General features: G+C 63.4%; 15 protein-coding genes. 7 read left to right on the top strand and 8 right to left on the bottom strand.

Annotated elements, in window-relative coordinates; all coding sequences use genetic code 11:
• The first annotated feature begins 3 nt into the window (after positions 1-3).
• The gene (gene upp, locus LOY34_RS03830) at positions 4-642 is read left to right on the top strand and encodes a uracil phosphoribosyltransferase (RefSeq protein ID WP_045196006.1); all 639 of its coding nucleotides are present in this window, start codon (positions 4-6) and stop codon (positions 640-642) included.
• Positions 643-644: 2 nt separating this feature from the next.
• Complete coding sequence (locus LOY34_RS03825) at positions 645-1919, top strand: uracil-xanthine permease family protein (RefSeq protein WP_093387948.1); 1275 nt, start codon at positions 645-647, stop codon at positions 1917-1919.
• A 62-nt stretch (positions 1920-1981) separates the two neighbouring features.
• Here LOY34_RS03825 and hemH read toward each other — a convergent pair whose 3' ends face one another.
• Both hemH and LOY34_RS03815 read right to left on the bottom strand, forming a co-directional pair.
• Positions 1982-2995 carry a ferrochelatase gene (hemH, locus tag LOY34_RS03820; RefSeq protein WP_045196002.1) on the bottom strand — a complete coding sequence of 338 codons (1014 nt, stop codon included), beginning with the start codon at positions 2993-2995 and terminating at the stop codon, positions 1982-1984.
• A 13-nt stretch (positions 2996-3008) separates the two neighbouring features.
• Positions 3009-3914: a TIGR01777 family oxidoreductase gene (locus LOY34_RS03815; protein WP_195885668.1), complete on the bottom strand. Its 906-nt coding sequence runs from the start codon at positions 3912-3914 to the stop codon at positions 3009-3011.
• Positions 3915-4100: 186 nt separating this feature from the next.
• Here LOY34_RS03815 and LOY34_RS03810 point away from each other — a divergent pair, with 186 nt between their 5' ends.
• The 5 genes from LOY34_RS03810 (at position 4101) to LOY34_RS03790 (ending at position 9277) form a co-directional block, all read left to right on the top strand.
• Entirely contained in the window at positions 4101-5087 is a 987-nt protein-coding gene (locus LOY34_RS03810; RefSeq protein ID WP_045195999.1) for an NAD(P)/FAD-dependent oxidoreductase, read from the top strand.
• Between the two features lie 155 nt (positions 5088-5242).
• On the top strand, positions 5243-6211 hold the full coding sequence (locus tag LOY34_RS03805; RefSeq protein ID WP_195885667.1) for a DUF523 and DUF1722 domain-containing protein: 969 nt from the start codon (positions 5243-5245) through the stop codon (positions 6209-6211).
• Positions 6201-7106, top strand: a complete 906-nt coding sequence (locus LOY34_RS03800) for a MerR family transcriptional regulator (protein WP_195885666.1) — start codon at positions 6201-6203, stop codon at positions 7104-7106. Before LOY34_RS03805 ends, LOY34_RS03800 begins: the two co-directional genes overlap by 11 nt.
• Before the next feature lie 9 nt (positions 7107-7115).
• On the top strand, positions 7116-8558 hold the full coding sequence (gene phrB / locus LOY34_RS03795; RefSeq protein ID WP_258664296.1) for a deoxyribodipyrimidine photo-lyase: 1443 nt from the start codon (positions 7116-7118) through the stop codon (positions 8556-8558).
• Positions 8555-9277, top strand: a complete 723-nt coding sequence (locus LOY34_RS03790; RefSeq protein ID WP_230090923.1) for an SDR family oxidoreductase — start codon at positions 8555-8557, stop codon at positions 9275-9277. The genes phrB and LOY34_RS03790 overlap by 4 nt, the downstream gene beginning before the upstream one ends.
• A gap of 24 nt (positions 9278-9301) precedes the next feature.
• Here LOY34_RS03790 and LOY34_RS03785 read toward each other — a convergent pair whose 3' ends face one another.
• The 6 genes from LOY34_RS03785 to hemA all read right to left on the bottom strand — a co-directional run bounded on the left by LOY34_RS03785 (position 9302) and on the right by hemA (position 14665).
• Positions 9302-9820, bottom strand: coding sequence for an acyloxyacyl hydrolase (locus tag LOY34_RS03785; protein ID WP_093387937.1), 519 nt, complete (start codon positions 9818-9820; stop codon positions 9302-9304).
• Between the two features lie 115 nt (positions 9821-9935).
• A complete protein-coding gene (gene murI / locus LOY34_RS03780; RefSeq protein ID WP_195885664.1) occupies positions 9936-10736 on the bottom strand; it encodes a glutamate racemase in 801 nt (266 codons plus the stop codon).
• Complete coding sequence (locus tag LOY34_RS03775; RefSeq protein ID WP_195885663.1) at positions 10729-11484, bottom strand: molybdopterin-synthase adenylyltransferase MoeB; 756 nt, start codon at positions 11482-11484, stop codon at positions 10729-10731. Before LOY34_RS03775 ends, murI begins: the two co-directional genes overlap by 8 nt.
• The gene (gene prmC, locus LOY34_RS03770; protein ID WP_195885662.1) at positions 11478-12308 is read right to left on the bottom strand and encodes a peptide chain release factor N(5)-glutamine methyltransferase; all 831 of its coding nucleotides are present in this window, start codon (positions 12306-12308) and stop codon (positions 11478-11480) included. Before prmC ends, LOY34_RS03775 begins: the two co-directional genes overlap by 7 nt.
• On the bottom strand, positions 12309-13391 hold the full coding sequence (gene prfA / locus LOY34_RS03765) for a peptide chain release factor 1 (RefSeq protein ID WP_045195980.1): 1083 nt from the start codon (positions 13389-13391) through the stop codon (positions 12309-12311).
• A complete protein-coding gene (hemA, locus tag LOY34_RS03760; RefSeq protein ID WP_045195978.1) occupies positions 13388-14665 on the bottom strand; it encodes a glutamyl-tRNA reductase in 1278 nt (425 codons plus the stop codon). The genes prfA and hemA overlap by 4 nt, the downstream gene beginning before the upstream one ends.
• Positions 14666-14784 lie beyond the last annotated feature (119 nt).

Below are 14784 nucleotides of genomic sequence, written 5' to 3'. Positions count from 1 at the left end.
CCTATGCCTACCCGTGAGATCCGCCATCCGCTGATCCGCCACAAGCTCGGCCTGATGCGCCGCGCCGACATCAGCACCAAGAATTTTCGCGAGCTCGCCCAGGAAGTCGGCACGCTCCTGACCTACGAAGCAACCAAAGACCTGCCGCTGGAAAGCTACGAAATCGACGGCTGGTGCGGCAAGGTCCAGGTCGAGAAGATCGCCGGCAAGAAAATTACTGTAGTACCGATCCTGCGCGCCGGCATCGGCATGCTCGACGGCGTGCTCAGCCTGATCCCGGGCGCCAAGGTCAGCGCCGTGGGCGTGGCCCGCAACGAGGAAACCCTCGAAGCGCACACCTACCTGGAAAAACTCGCCCCGGAGATCAACGAGCGCCTGGCGCTGATCATCGACCCGATGCTGGCCACCGGCGCCTCGATGGTCGCCACCATCGACCTGCTGAAAAAGGCCGGCTGCAAGGACATCCGCGCCATGGTCCTGGTCGCTGCCCCCGAAGGTATCGCCGTGGTCGAGAAAGCCCACCCGGACGTGCAGATCTACACCGCTTCGATCGACCAGTGCCTGAACGAGCACGGCTACATCATCCCGGGCCTGGGCGATGCCGGTGACAAGATCTTTGGTACCAAGCAGAAGGACGCCTGAACATGCAGGATGAGTTCAACGACCCGCTCTGGCGCCAGGTCGTCTCCGGCGCGCAGATGCTCTTCGTCGCCTTCGGCGCGCTGGTATTGATGCCGCTGATTACCGGCCTCGACCCCAACGTCGCGCTGTTCACGGCGGGTTTGGGAACTCTGCTGTTTCAGATAGTGACCGGCCGTCAGGTGCCGGTATTCCTGGCCTCAAGTTTCGCTTTCATCACCCCGATCATCCTCGCCAAGGGCCAGTTCGGCCTGGCCGAGACCATGGGCGGGGTCATGGCGGCGGGCTTCGTCTACACCTTCCTCGGCCTTGCGGTAAAAATCAAAGGCACCGGCTTTATCGACCGCCTGCTGCCACCGGTGGTGATCGGCCCGGTGATCATCTCGATCGGCCTGGCAATGGCGCCGATAGCCGCCAACATGGCCATGGGCAAGGCCGGTGACGGCGCCGAGCTGCTGCCGTACGGCACCGCGATGATGATCTCCATGCCGGCGCTGCTGACCACCCTGATCGTCGCGGTGTTCGGCAAGGGTATCTTCCGCCTGGTGCCGATCATTGCCGGGGTGCTGGTGGGCTTTGCCCTGTCGTTCTACTTTGGCGTGGTCGACACCGCCAAGATCGCCGCCGCGCCCTGGCTGGCGCTGCCGCACTTCACCGCGCCAGCGTTCAACTGGCAGGCGATCCTGTTCATCGTACCGGTGGCCCTGGCGCCGGCGATCGAGCACATCGGCGGGGTGATTGCGGTGGGCAGCGTGACCGGCCGCGACTACCTGAAAAAACCTGGCCTGCACCGCACCCTGCTCGGTGACGGCATCGCCACTACCACTGCCGGCCTGTTCGGCGGGCCGCCCAACACCACCTACGCCGAAGTGACTGGCGCGGTGATGCTGACCAAGAACTACAACCCGAAGATCATGACCTGGGCGGCAATCTTTGCCATCACCCTGGCCTTCATCGGCAAGTTCGGCGCGCTGCTGCAGAGCATTCCGGTGCCGGTAATGGGCGGCATCCTCTGCCTGCTGTTCGGCTCGATCGCGGCGGTGGGCATGAACACCATGATCCGCCACAAGATCGACCTCAGCGAAGCGCGCAACCTGGTGATCGTGTCGGTAACCCTGGTGTTCGGTATCGGCGGCGTGCTGATCGGTAGCGGCACAGGCCCCGATGACTGGGGCCTGAAGGGCATCGCCCTGTGCGCGGTGGTGGCTATTGCCTTGAACTTGCTGCTGCCGGGTAACGACAGCTGGAAGAACAAGGCGCTGGACGATCAGTTGCCTTGATCTGAAGGTCTAGCCCCCTCCCAAGCAGTCTGTGGGAGCGGGCTAGACCGGCGATGAGGCCCTCAAGCCTCTTCGCACATCCCCTTCAACGCCTGCACCCACTGCGGGTGATCATTCAGGCACGGCACCAGCACCAGCTCTTCGCCGCCGGCCTCGACAAACTGCTCGCGCCCGCGGTCACCGATCTCTTCCAGGGTCTCGATGCAATCGGCGACAAACGCCGGGCACATTACCAGCAGCTTTTTCACCCCTGACTTGCCCAGCTCGTCCAACCGCGTTTCGGTGTACGGCTCGATCCACTTCGCCCGCCCCAGCCTTGACTGGAACGACACCGACCACTTGCCATCGGGGATGCCCATCTTTTGCGCGAACGCCTGGGCGGTGCGCAGGCACTGGCCGCGATAGCAGACCGCAAGCACCTCGGGCGAAGCGGTGCGGCAGCAATCGGCGTCCTGGAAACAATGCTTGCCGGTGGGGTCGAGTTTTTTCAGGTGTCGCTCGGGCAGGCCATGGAAGCTGAGCAGCAGGTGATCGTAATCCTCCTGCAAGTACGGCTGCGCGCTGGCTACCAGGGCGTCGATGTATTCCGGCTTGTCGTAGAACGGCTGCAGAATCGCCATCTCGAGCGGCAGCTTGTGCTCGCCAATCACCTGTTTCGCCTGCTCGATGACCGTGGTCACGGTGCTGTCGGCAAACTGCGGGTACAGCGGCGCCAAGGTGACCTTCTTCACGCCCTGGCTGGCCAGGCGCGTCAGCACCGTCGGCAACGAAGGCTCGCCGTAGCGCATGGCGATTTCCACCGGGCCGTGACTCCACTGCTCGCGCATTGCGGCCTGCAGGCGGCGGGTCAGCACCACCAGCGGCGAACCCTCGTCCCACCAGATCGAGGCATAGGCATGGGCCGATTGCTCCGGGCGCTTGATCAGGATCAGCGACACCAGCAGCCGCCGCACCGGCCACGGCAGGTCGATGACATAGGGGTCCATGAGAAACTGATTGAGGTACCGGCGCACGTCGGCGACAGAGGTGGAGGCCGGTGAACCCAGGTTGACCAGCAGCAAAGCGTGATCGGTCATGCAACGTCCTATTTCAGAGGCGCCTGGACAGTTCATCCAGGGCCGATTGCAGATCATTGAAGCGGAAGGTAAAACCGGCCGCCAGCAAACGTACCGGCCGCGCCCGTTGCCCGCCCAGTAGCAAGGTCGACAATTCGCCCAGCCCGGCCTTGAGCAGCAGCGCCGGCATCGGCATCAATGCCGGGCGGTGCAGGGCCCGGCCCAGACGCCTGGCGAACTCGCGGTTGCGCACCGGCTCCGGGGCGCAGGCATTATAAGGACCGCTGGCATCCTTGTGCTGCAAGAGAAAATCAATCAGGGCGATCTGGTCGTGTATATGGATCCACGGCATCCACTGCCGACCGTCGCCGATAGGCCCGCCCAGCCCGAGTTTGAACGGCAGGCGCAGGCGCGACAAAAAGCCGCCCTCGCTCGCCAGCACCAGCCCGGTACGCACCAGCACCACGCGAATCCCCAGCGGTTGCGCGGCCATGGCGGTTTCTTCCCAGGCGATGCACAGCTGGCTGGCGAAATCCTCCTTGACCGGCTGCGAAGCCTCGGTGAGTTCACGCTCGCCACCATCGCCATACCAGCCTACCGCCGAACCCGAGATCAGTACCTCGGGCCGCTGCTGACGCTTCTCCAACCAGGCCAGCAATTGCTCGGTCAAAGTGATACGACTGGCCCAGAGCAAGGCGCGACGGCTGGAGCTCCAGGGCCGGTCGGCAATCGGTGCGCCGGCCAGATTGATCACCGCGTCCACGCCGTCGTCATCGGCCAGCTCATCGAGCCGGGCTACGCCACGCACCCCGGAGCCACACAACTTGCCCACCTGTTCAGGGCGCCGACTCCATACCGTCAGCCGATGTCCCTGGGCCAGCCAGTGCTGACACAGGTGTTGGCCGATCAACCCGGTACCGCCGGTCAGCAATATATGCATGGCTGTGTCCTCGCATGGCGCGCCAGTGGTCTATTTTTAACAACAAGGCACTTTTTTGACCGATCGCTCTCGGATAAACATAGGCCAACCTGTGGTAACGAGCGGAATCATCTTATACAGGATTCGTGCATTGTACAGGTTTGCCGGGCAGCGTAGTCTGCAACCATTAGGTTCGAAGAGGCCATCATGACTGTACCTATTGCCATCATCGGGGCCGGTATCGCCGGCCTGTCCGCCGCCCAGGCGTTGCAAAAGGCCGGGCAGACCGTTCATTTGTTCGACAAGGGCCACGGCAGCGGCGGACGCATGGCCAGCAAACGCAGCGATGCCGGCGCCCTTGATCTCGGCGCCCAGTACTTCACGGCCCGCGACCGGCGCTTTGTCGACCAGTTGCAGCAATGGGTAGCGGCCGGTTGGGCGGCCGAATGGAAGCCGCAGCTGTATCACTATCAGGATGGCGTACTGAGCCCCTCCCCCGACGAGCAGACGCGCTGGGTTGGCGTGCCGCGCATGAGCGCCATCACCCGCGGCCTGCTCAAGGATGTCACGGTAAACTTCAGCTGCCGTATTGCCGAAGTCTATCGCGGCCAGAAGTACTGGCACCTGCAGGACACCGACGGCTGCAGCCACGGGCCGTTCAGCCGGGTGGTAGTCGCCGTGCCGGCGCCTCAGGCCACCCAGTTGCTCAGTGCTGCGCCCAAGCTGGCCGCCACTGCCGCCGGCGTGCAGATGGACCCGACCTGGGCCATCGCCCTGGCGTTCGACACCCCGCTCGACACCCCGATGCAAGGCTGCTTCGTACAAGGCAGCGCCCTCGACTGGCTGGCGCGCAACCGGAGCAAACCCGGGCGCGACGAACACATGGACACCTGGGTGTTGCATGCCACTTCCAGCTGGAGCAAGCAGCACATCGACCTGCCCAAGGAGGCGGTGATCGAGCAGCTGTGGGGCGATTTCGCCGAGCTGGTCGGCTGCGTGGTGCCCGCCCCGAACTTCTCCCTCGCCCACCGCTGGCTGTATGCCCGCCCGGCCAGCAATCACGAATGGGGCGCCCTGGCCGACGCTGACCTGGGCCTGTATGCCTGTGGCGACTGGTGCCTGTCGGGCCGGGTCGAAGGCGCTTGGCTCAGCGGCCAGGAAGCGGCCCGTCGGCTGCTTGAGCATCTGGAGTAACAGCTGCCGGGGCTGCTCCTGTTCAGCCCCGCCTGACATTTTCGACGTCCTGCACAAAAGTTGTACAAGTGGTTTGACTTGCACAGGTTTGCCCCTATGATGGGATTTACCTGTACATAAAACTCTATTTGTACAATATTTTTCAGGATCTGTTCATGAACGCTCGTGACCTGCCGCGCAAGCCCCGCATTGCTGTCAGCGCCTGCCTGATCGGCCAGGAAGTGCGTTTCAACGGTGGCCACAAAGCCTCGCGCCTGTGCAACGAGGTCCTCAGCGAACACTTCGATTTGGTCCCGGTTTGCCCAGAAGTCGCCATCGGCCTGGGCGTGCCACGTGCACCCATCCGCCTGGTAGGTGATCCTGCCGACCCGCAGGCCGTGTGCAGCCGCGACCCCGGCCTGGATCTGTCCGGCCCGTTGCGCGCTTACGGGCAGCAGATGGCCAAGGATCTCGACGATATTTGCGGCTACATCTTCATGCACAAATCCCCCTCCTGCGGCCTGGAGCGAGTCAAGGTCTATCAGGCCAATGGCTATCCAGCGCCCGAGGGCGGCCGCGGGTTGTTCGCCGCCGCCTTCTGTGAGCAGCGTCCCGATTTACCGGTGGAAGAAGATGGCAGGCTCTGTGATCCGGTGCTGCGCGAGAACTTCATCACCCGGGTATATGCCTACGCCGACTGGCAGCAGTTGATCGCCGCTGGCGTCAGCCGCGGCGCCCTGATCGCGTTTCATTCCCGCTACAAGTACCAGCTGATGGCGCACAACCCGCAGCAGTACAAAGTCCTGGGCAAGCTGTTGGGCAGCATGGGCCGCGACGACGATCCCGAGTTGCTCGCCTCGCGTTACTTCAGCCAGTTGATCCAGGCCCTGAGCCGCTGCGCCAGCCGTGGCACCCACAGCAATGTACTGTTGCACCTGAGCGGTTACCTGCGCGATGTCTTGAGCCGCGCCGACAAGCAGGAAATCCAGCAACTGATCAGCCAGTACCATGCCGGCGTGGTGCCGCTGGTGGTGCCGCTGACCCTGCTCAAGCATCATTTGCGCAACCATCCCGACCCCTACCTGGCGCAGCAGGTGTACTTGCAACCGCACCCGGAAAACCTGAGCCTGCGCAATGCCATCTGAAACCCTGTTACCGATCCGCGAGGTGACGCGCCTGACCGGTATCAACCCGGTCACCCTGCGTGCGTGGGAGCGTCGTTACGGCTTGATCGTGCCGCAACGCACCGGCAAGGGGCATCGCCTCTACAGCCAGGAAGACGTCCAGCGTATCCAGCAGATCCTCACCTGGCTTGACCGGGGCGCGGCGGTCAGCCAGGTCAAAGCCTTGCTGCAAGCCAGCCCGGGGGAGTCACCGGCGCCGGCCGGCAGCGACTGGCAGGCCCTGCGCGAGCAACTCAAGGAAGCCATCGCCGCCCTCGCCGAGCGCCGGCTTGAGCAGCAGGTGAACCAGGCCATGGCCCTATACCCGGCGGCAACCCTCTGTGAACAGCTGTTGATGCCGCTGCTTGCCGACCTCGAACTGCGCTGGCAGGGCCAATTCGCCACTGGCCTTGAGCAGGTGTTCTTTTTCTCGTGGCTACGCAGCAAGCTCGGGGCGCGGGTCTATCACAACAACCATCAGCTCGGCGGCGCCCCCTTGCTACTGGTAAACGGCTCTGACCTGGCCTTCGACCCACGGCTGTGGCTGACGGCCTGGCTGGCCAGCAATGCCGGTTACCCGGTGCAGGTCTTCGACTGGCCACCACCGGGCAACGAGCTGAGCCTGGCGGTCGCCCAGTTGCGGCCATGGGCGTTGCTGCTGAGCATCGACAAGTCGCTGGACATCGCCCGCTTACAAAGAAACCTGGCCGACGTCGAAATTCCGAAACTCCTGTGCGGCCGCGCAGTCAGCATTCATAAGCATGCCCTGCAAGCCTGGACGGACGAGACGCTGTTTGTCCTCGATTCGCCCCAGGCGGCGCTTCAGTGCCTGCGCCAACTCAGGGGCGAACAGCCTGAATTTCACCTTCAAGGGTAACCAAACAGCATGCAACTGATCTGGCTGCGCAGCGACCTGCGCGTAATTGACAACACTGCACTGGCAGCAGCCTGCGAACGCGGCCCGACCCTGGCAGTATGGCTGCTCAGCCCTGGGCAGTGGCAGGCCCATGACGATGCGCCGTGCAAGGTCGATTTCTGGTTGCGCAATCTGCAAAGCCTGCGTGCGGCACTGGCGCAGTTGAACATCCCCCTGCTGATCCGCCACGCCGACACCTGGCAGCAGGCACCGCAGGTCTTGCTGCAACTGTGCCAGGAGCATCAGGTGCAGGCGCTGCACTTCAACGAGGAATATGGCGTCAATGAAAGCGCCCGCGACCAGGCGGTGCAGGCTGCCCTGGGCGAGCACGGTATTGCCGCGCACGGCTATCTTGACCAGTTACTATTCCGCCCAGGCAGCATCCTGACCCGCAGCGCCAGCTACTTTCAGGTATTCAGCCAGTTCCGCAAAGTGTGTTACGAACGCCTGCACCTGGGCGTGCCACCCTTGGTCAACCCAATCAGGGCGCAAGCGCCGACGGCTGTCGCCAGCGATCCGGTTCCCGTTGAGGTAACCGGTTTCCCACACCCTGCGCAGGCCTTGCGCGAGCTCTGGCCTGCCGGTGAAGAAGAAGCACAGCACCGCCTGCAACGCTTTATCGACGAATGCGCCGCGGACTACCAGAATCAGCGCGACCTCCCCGCCGTCGCCGGCACCAGCCAGCTGTCAGCCTACCTGGCCGCCGGGGTGATATCGCCGCGTCAGTGCCTGCATGCCGTGCTGAACCACAACTTCGGCGAGTTCGACAGTGGCAACCGCGGCCTGGTGACCTGGATCAACGAGCTGCTCTGGCGCGAGTTCTACAAACACATCCTGGTGGGCTATCCACGGGTCTCGATGCACCGTGCCTTCCGCCCGGAAACCGAGGCCCTGCCCTGGCGCCATGCACCGGAGGAACTCAAGGCCTGGCAGCAAGGACAGACCGGCATCCCGATCATCGATGCGGCCATGCGCCAATTGCTTGCCACCGGCTGGATGCACAACCGCCTGCGCATGATCGTTGCCATGTTCCTGACCAAGAACCTGCTGATCGACTGGCGCGAGGGCGAGCGCTTTTTCATGCGCCACCTGATCGATGGCGACCTGGCCGCCAACAACGGCGGCTGGCAGTGGAGTGCTTCGACCGGCACCGACGCAGCGCCCTATTTCCGCATTTTCAACCCTGTGAGCCAGTCTCAGCGTTTCGATAGCGCAGGGCATTTCATTCGGCAATGGCTGCCTGAGCTTGCCGACCTGGATGAAAAAAAAATCCACAATCCCGTGCCAGGTGGCGATCTTTTTGCTACTAATCATTATCCACAGCCTATTGTGGACCTCGGTAGCAGTCGCCAACGTGCGTTGAATGCATTCAGGAATTTACCCACGCGGCAGGAAGAGAGGGCAGTCATGTGAGCGAACCCATCGCGCGCAAGGTGTGGGTCACCGGCGCAAGCAGCGGCCTGGGCCTGGCGCTGGTGCAACAACTGCTTGAGCAGGGCTGGAAAGTCGCTGCCAGCGGACGTCCTTCGCCCGAGCTAAAGGGCCTTTCGCAGCTCAACCCCGAGCAGTTGCTGCTGCTTGACGGCAATCTCGATGATGGCACGCAGGCCGCACACGCTGGCCAGCAACTCCAGGCCCACTGGGGCGCCCTCGATTGCCTGCTGGTGAATGCCGGCACCTGCGATTACCTGGACCCTGGCCTGCCGCCGACGGCCATTTTCGAAGCCATCGCCAGCAGCAACCTGAGCGCTTCGGTTCATTGCTTGAACGTGGCAGTGCCGCTGCTGGAAAAAGGCCAGGCGCCACAGGTGCTGGCTGTGCTCAGCCGCTATTCGGCGCTGCAACTCTACGAGCCCAGCCAGCCGGCAACCCCGGACAACAACCTGACACAAGTGTTTCGCGCTGAGCGTCAGAAGCTCGAGGGCAAAGGCATCGCCTTGACCGTGGTCGCACCACAGGCGTTGAAAACGCCACTGCTGGCGGTTCAGGTCCGACCTGAACAATGGACACCGGAAACGGCTGCCGATGTGATCATCCAGCGTTTGCCAGAGCGCGCCCCCGAGCTACTGCTCGAAGCCCTCAACCTCAACAGCCTCTGGCCACTGCCCGAACTACCTGCAAGCCCTGTGTAAAACACAGGGCTGTGCTCTTTCAGGTCAGAGCGGCATGCGGTAGTGCAACGCGTAACTTTCTACCCCATCGTTGGGCGTTTGCAGCCCGGCGTTGGAGTAGTGGATCGCCCGCACGCCGACTTCATGCCCGCCGGCAAAGCGCAAACCAAAGCCGATGCGATCTTCGAACTGGAACGAAGAGCCGAGTTTGTTGCTTTCAACTTCGGTACTGGAGAATGCGGCCACACCAATACCGGCTTCGATATAGGGTTTGACCGACTCACCGGCGAACTCGTAAACGAACACCGGCGCAAACGACAGGCTGTGGTTACTCGACTTCTCGTCGCCATCCCAATAGGTGTAGGCACCGTCCCAATAGCCGGTGATACGGCCTACGCTGGTTTGCCACCAACTGACATCCCAGTTCGATTGCAGGCCGAGGCGATAGGTCATGGTCGAGTCGCCGGTCTGCCCGACCGAGAACGACACGTCCGCTGCTTGAGTTGTGAAAGATTGCCCCAGGGTAACGGCTGCAAGAGCAGCCAAGCAAAGCAGTTTCTTCATGAGAAACGTCCTTTTTCCTAATGCTGTTGTTGGTATTTCTGTCTCACCAGACAATAAATAGAAATCGGCAGCGTTGCGTTAGTTCAGTCAATGTTGAGTGCTTTTCACACTTTTTTTACATTGGGAAGCTTCGCACACTGTCAGATTTATTCCACAACATTGGAAGGATCTTTCGCAAATGTTCAGGGCTGGCACTGGTCCAGAATTGCGCGTCGCGCGCCGGTCCTGCAGCCAGCAATTCAGCCTCGCCCAACAGGCGTTGCAATTGCCGGGCAACGGCTGCGCCGGTATCGATGATCGCCACCGAGGCGGGGATCATTTGCGCCAGCAGAGGCTTGAGGAAGGGGTAATGGGTGCAGCCCAGGATGAGGGTATCGCAGCCGGCGTCGAGCAAGGGCTTTACATACCCCTGGAGCATCTCACGCACCACCGGGCTACTCAGGTCGCCAGCCTCGATGCACTCCACCAGGCCCGGGCAAGGCTGGGTGACGACGCGAATGTCGTTGGCAAAGCGATCGAGCAAGGCAACGAACTTGGCGCTTTGCAGGGTGCCGGTGGTGGCCAGCACGCCGACCACACCGCTGCGGGTCGCGGCAGCGGCGGGTTTGACCGCAGGCTCCATACCGACGATCGGCCAGTGCGGATACTGTTCGCGTAAATCTGCCACTGCCGCCACGGTGGCGGTGTTGCAAGCCAGGACCATGGCCTTGGCGCCTTGCTCGCGGAAGAACTCGGCGACCATGCGACAGCGCTGGCGGATGAACGCCGGCGACTTCTCGCCATAGGGGATGTAGCCGCAGTCGCCGACGTACAGCAGCGACTCGTCGGGCAGCAGGCGCTGGATCTCGGCCAGTACCGACAGGCCGCCGACTCCCGAATCGAAAACGCCGACCGGCGCCGCCGCAGCGTCAGCCATGATGCTCGCCACACACGCTGCAGCCCGGGTCGCGCTTGACCCGCAGCTCACGGAAGCGGCTGCCAAGGGCGTCGATCAACAGCAAGCGCCCCACCAGCGGCTCGCCGAAACCGGCCAGCAGCTTCAGCGCCTCAAGTGCTTGCAGGCTGCCAACCAGCCCCACCAGCGGGCCCAACACGCCGGCTTCGCTGCAGGTCAGTTCGGCTTCGCTGCCGTGCCCGTACAGGCAGTGGTAGCAGGGGCTTAGCGGGTTACGCGGGTCGAACACCGACAACTGCCCTTCCAGGCGAATCGCCGCGCCGCTGACCAGCGGCTTGCCGTGGGCGACGCAGGCGGCATTGACCGCTTCGCGGGTAGTGAAGTTGTCCGAGCAATCGAGCACCAGGTCCACGGCCTTGACCGCTTCAGCCAGGGAGTCCTCATCCAGCGCGCGGCGATGCGCTTTGAGGGTGATTTGCGGGTTGATCGCGGTGAGCCGGGCAAGCGCCGAATCGACCTTGCTCAGGCCTACCGACGCGCTGTCGTGCAAGACCTGGCGCTGCAGGTTGGTGACATCCACCGTATCGAAGTCGGCCAGGTGCAATTCGCCAACCCCGGCGGCCGCCAGGTACAGCGCCACTGGCGAGCCGAGACCGCCGAGGCCGACGATCAGCGCCGTGCTGTTTTTCAGCCGCAGCTGACCGTCGATATCCACCTGCGCCAGGAGGATCTGCCGGCTGTAGCGCAACAGCTCCTGGTCGCTCAGCACGACAGCCGCCCCAGGGTGATGCGCTCGTGGCCGTTGAGGTCGAGGCGGCTTTCGATCTGCTCGAAATCATGCCTGGCCAGCAGCTCGCGCACGGCGGCGGCCTGGTCGTAACCGTGCTCGAGCAGCAGCCAGCCAGCCGGCAGCAGGTGCGCCGGCGCCTGGCTGACGATGCAGCGCAGGTCGTCCAGGCCGTCTTCGCCGGAGACCAGCGCGCTGCTGGGCTCAAAGCGCACGTCACCGGCCACCAGGTGCGGGTCGGCGGCGGCAATGTACGGCGGGTTGCTGATGATCAGGTCAAAGCGCTCGCCGGCCAGGGCATCGAACCAGTGGCTGCTGCGCACGTTGACGTTGTTCAGTTGCAGGCGCTGGCGGTTGCGCTCGGCCAGGGCCACGGCTTCGAGCACGCGGTCGACTGCGGTGACCTGCCACAACGGGCCCTCACTGGCCAGGGCCAGGGCAATCGCCCCGGTGCCGGTGCCCAGGTCGAGCAGCTTGACCGCATTACCCGGCAGCAACTGCAGGGCGGTTTCCACCAGCAGCTCGGTTTCCGGACGCGGGATCAAGGTATGCGGGGCCACTTCCAGGTCGAGGTTCCAGAACCCCTGCTGACCCAGAATGTAGGCCACCGGCTCACCGGCGCGGCGGCGCTGCAGGTAGTCGGCAAAGGTCAACGCCGCTTCGCTGCTGACAATCCGCTCCGGCCAGGTGTGCAGGTAGCTGCGCGACTTGCCGATGGCCGCCGCCAACAGCAGTTCGATATCCAGACGCGCGGTCGGCGAATCCGGCAGCTCCGCACCGCGGAGCAAGCTGGCAATAATCGTCATTTACTCACCCAGTGCCGCCAGTTGATCCGCCTGGTACTCGGCCAGCAACGGCTCGATTACCGCGTCGACCCCACCGGCCAGAACGTCATCCAGGGAATACAGGGTCAGGTTGATGCGGTGATCGGTCACCCGCCCCTGTGGATAGTTGTAGGTACGAATTCGTTCGGAACGGTCACCCGAGCCGACCAGCAGCTTGCGCTCGCTGGCCATGGCATTCTGCGCCGCGCTGGTCTGGATGTCGTTGAGCTTGGCCGACAGCCAGGACATCGCCCGGGCACGGTTCTTGTGCTGGGAACGTTCTTCCTGGCACTCGACGACAATGCCGGTGGGCAAGTGGGTGATGCGGATTGCCGAGTCAGTCTTGTTAATGTGCTGACCACCGGCACCGGAGGCACGGTAGGTGTCGACACGCAGGTCCGCCGGGTTGATCTCGATCGCCACCTGCTCGTCCGGCTCCGGCAGCACCGCCACGGTGCAGGCCGAGGTGTGAATGCGGCCCTGGGATTCGGTCTCGGGTACACGCTGGACGCGGTGCGCACCGGACTCGAATTTCAACTTGCCGTAGACGCTGTCGCCTTCGACCCGGGCAATGATTTCCTTGTAGCCGCCGTGTTCGCCCTCGTTCTCCGAGAGAATTTCCAGGCGCCAGCCGCGCTTTTCGGCATAGCGCGAATACATGCGGAACAGGTCGCCGGAAAAGATCGCCGCCTCGTCACCACCGGTACCGGCGCGGATTTCCAGGAACACGTTGCGCCCGTCGTTGGGGTCCTTGGGCAGCAACATGCGCTGCAGCTGGTTTTCCAGCTGCGCCAGTTGCTCCTTGGCTTCGCGCACTTCTTCCACGGCCATTTCGCGCAGGTCCGGGTCGCTGTCCTTGAGCAGCGCCTGGGCGCCGGCCAGGTCATCCTGGACCTTGCGCCACTGGGCGTAGGCGACGGCGACCGGCTCGACTTCAGCGTATTCACGGGAATAGGCGCGAAAGCGCGTCTGGTCGCAAATGACCTCGGCATCGCCCAGCAGGGCGGTCAGTTCCTCGAAACGGTCCTGGAGCGTGTCCAGTTTATTCAGCAGCGACGCTTTCATTGCGGGGTTTTATCCGTCGAACCCTCGGAGAGGGCAAAGAGTTCCTGGGCCATGGCCAGCGCATCGAGGCGGCCTTCGGCAGAGAGCTTTTTCAGTTGCACGCTGGGCGCATGCAGCAGCTTGTTGGTCAGGCCACGGGCCAGTTGCACCAGCACCTCATCGGCACTGGCGCCATTGGCCAGCAGGCGCTGGGCCTTTTGCAGCTCTTCGTCGCGCAGGCGTTCGCTCTGCTGACGGTAAGCCTTGAGTACATCCACCGCGGCCAGCTCGCGCAGGCGCAGCATGAAATCTTCGGCGCCCACCGAGACCAGCTCTTCAGCGGCCTGGGCAGCACCCTGGCGGCTCTTGAGGTTCTCGGCGACCACTTCGTGCAGGTCATCGACGGTGTACAGGTAAACGTCATCGAGCTCGCCCACCTGTGGCTCGATATCGCGCGGCACGGCGATGTCGACCATGAAGATCGGCTTGTGCCGGCGCTGCTTCAGGGCGCTTTCCACCGCACCCTTGCCGAGGATCGGCAACTGGCTGGCGGTGGAGCTGATGACGATATCGCTGTTGACCAGCTCCTGGGGAATGTCGGCCAGCAGCACCGCATGGGCGCCGAACTGCTCGGCCAGGGTGCTGGCGCGCTCCAGGGTGCGGTTGGCGACGACGATGCGCCGCACGCCCTGCTCGTGCAGATGGCGGGCGACCAGGGTGATGGTTTCACCGGCGCCGATCAGTAGCGCCTGGCTGCGGCCCAGGTCGCTGAAGATCTGCTTGGCCAGGCTCACCGCGGCAAAGGCCACCGACACCGGGTTTTCGCCGATGGCGGTATCGGTACGCACCTGCTTGGCAGCGCTGAAGGTTGCCTGGAACAGCCGCCCGAGCAGCGGGCCGATGGTTCCGGCTTCGCGCGCCACGGCATAGGCCGACTTCATCTGGCCGAGGATCTGCGGCTCGCCCAGCACCAGCGAGTCGAGCCCGGAGGCCACCCGCATCATGTGCCGCACGGCATCGTGATCTTCATGGATGTAGGCGCTGGCGCGCAGTTCATCCAGGCTCAGTTGATGATATTCGGCCAGCCAGCGCAGGATGCTCTCTGCAGCCAGGTGGTCCTGCTCTATATAAAGCTCGCTGCGGTTGCAGGTCGAAAGGATCGCGGCTTCGCGGCTGGCGGTCAGTCGGCAGAGCTGCTGCAAGGCGTCCACCAGCTGCTCAGGGGTAAACGCCACGCGCTCGCGTACGTCTACCGAGGCAGTCTTATGGTTGATACCGAGGGCAAGAAAGGCCATGCAAGGTCGCTGATTGTGACGAGAAGCCGATAATTGTCCTACTTCGCAGAGCGCAGAACAACCACCGCTCGCTATTGTCTCTATAGTCTACCCCTACCGAGACCTTCGCTTATGGGTTT

Source organism: Pseudomonas sp. B21-009 (assembly GCF_024749345.1).
Classification (GTDB): Bacteria; Pseudomonadota; Gammaproteobacteria; order Pseudomonadales; family Pseudomonadaceae; genus Aquipseudomonas.
This window is presented reverse-complemented; position numbering and strand designations above follow the sequence as displayed.

Bases quoted from the DNA above. Each gene is read 5' to 3' on its own strand.
- murI (WP_195885664.1), bottom strand. From the start codon at position 10,736: ATGGCTGACGCTGCGGCGGCGCCGGTCGGCGTTTTCGATTCGGGAGTC.
- hemH (WP_045196002.1), bottom strand. From the start codon at position 2,995: ATGACCGATCACGCTTTGCTGCTGGTCAACCTGGGTTCACCGGCCTCC.
- LOY34_RS03805 (WP_195885667.1), top strand. From the start codon at position 5,243: ATGAACGCTCGTGACCTGCCGCGCAAGCCCCGCATTGCTGTCAGCGCC.
- hemA (WP_045195978.1), bottom strand. From the start codon at position 14,665: ATGGCCTTTCTTGCCCTCGGTATCAACCATAAGACTGCCTCGGTAGAC.
- upp (WP_045196006.1), top strand. From the start codon at position 4: ATGCCTACCCGTGAGATCCGCCATCCGCTGATCCGCCACAAGCTCGGC.
- LOY34_RS03815 (WP_195885668.1), bottom strand. From the start codon at position 3,914: ATGCATATATTGCTGACCGGCGGTACCGGGTTGATCGGCCAACACCTG.
- prmC (WP_195885662.1), bottom strand. From the start codon at position 12,308: ATGACGATTATTGCCAGCTTGCTCCGCGGTGCGGAGCTGCCGGATTCG.
- LOY34_RS03785 (WP_093387937.1), bottom strand. From the start codon at position 9,820: ATGAAGAAACTGCTTTGCTTGGCTGCTCTTGCAGCCGTTACCCTGGGG.
- LOY34_RS03825 (WP_093387948.1), top strand. From the start codon at position 645: ATGCAGGATGAGTTCAACGACCCGCTCTGGCGCCAGGTCGTCTCCGGC.
- phrB (WP_258664296.1), top strand. From the start codon at position 7,116: ATGCAACTGATCTGGCTGCGCAGCGACCTGCGCGTAATTGACAACACT.
- prfA (WP_045195980.1), bottom strand. From the start codon at position 13,391: ATGAAAGCGTCGCTGCTGAATAAACTGGACACGCTCCAGGACCGTTTC.
- LOY34_RS03810 (WP_045195999.1), top strand. From the start codon at position 4,101: ATGACTGTACCTATTGCCATCATCGGGGCCGGTATCGCCGGCCTGTCC.
- LOY34_RS03800 (WP_195885666.1), top strand. From the start codon at position 6,201: ATGCCATCTGAAACCCTGTTACCGATCCGCGAGGTGACGCGCCTGACC.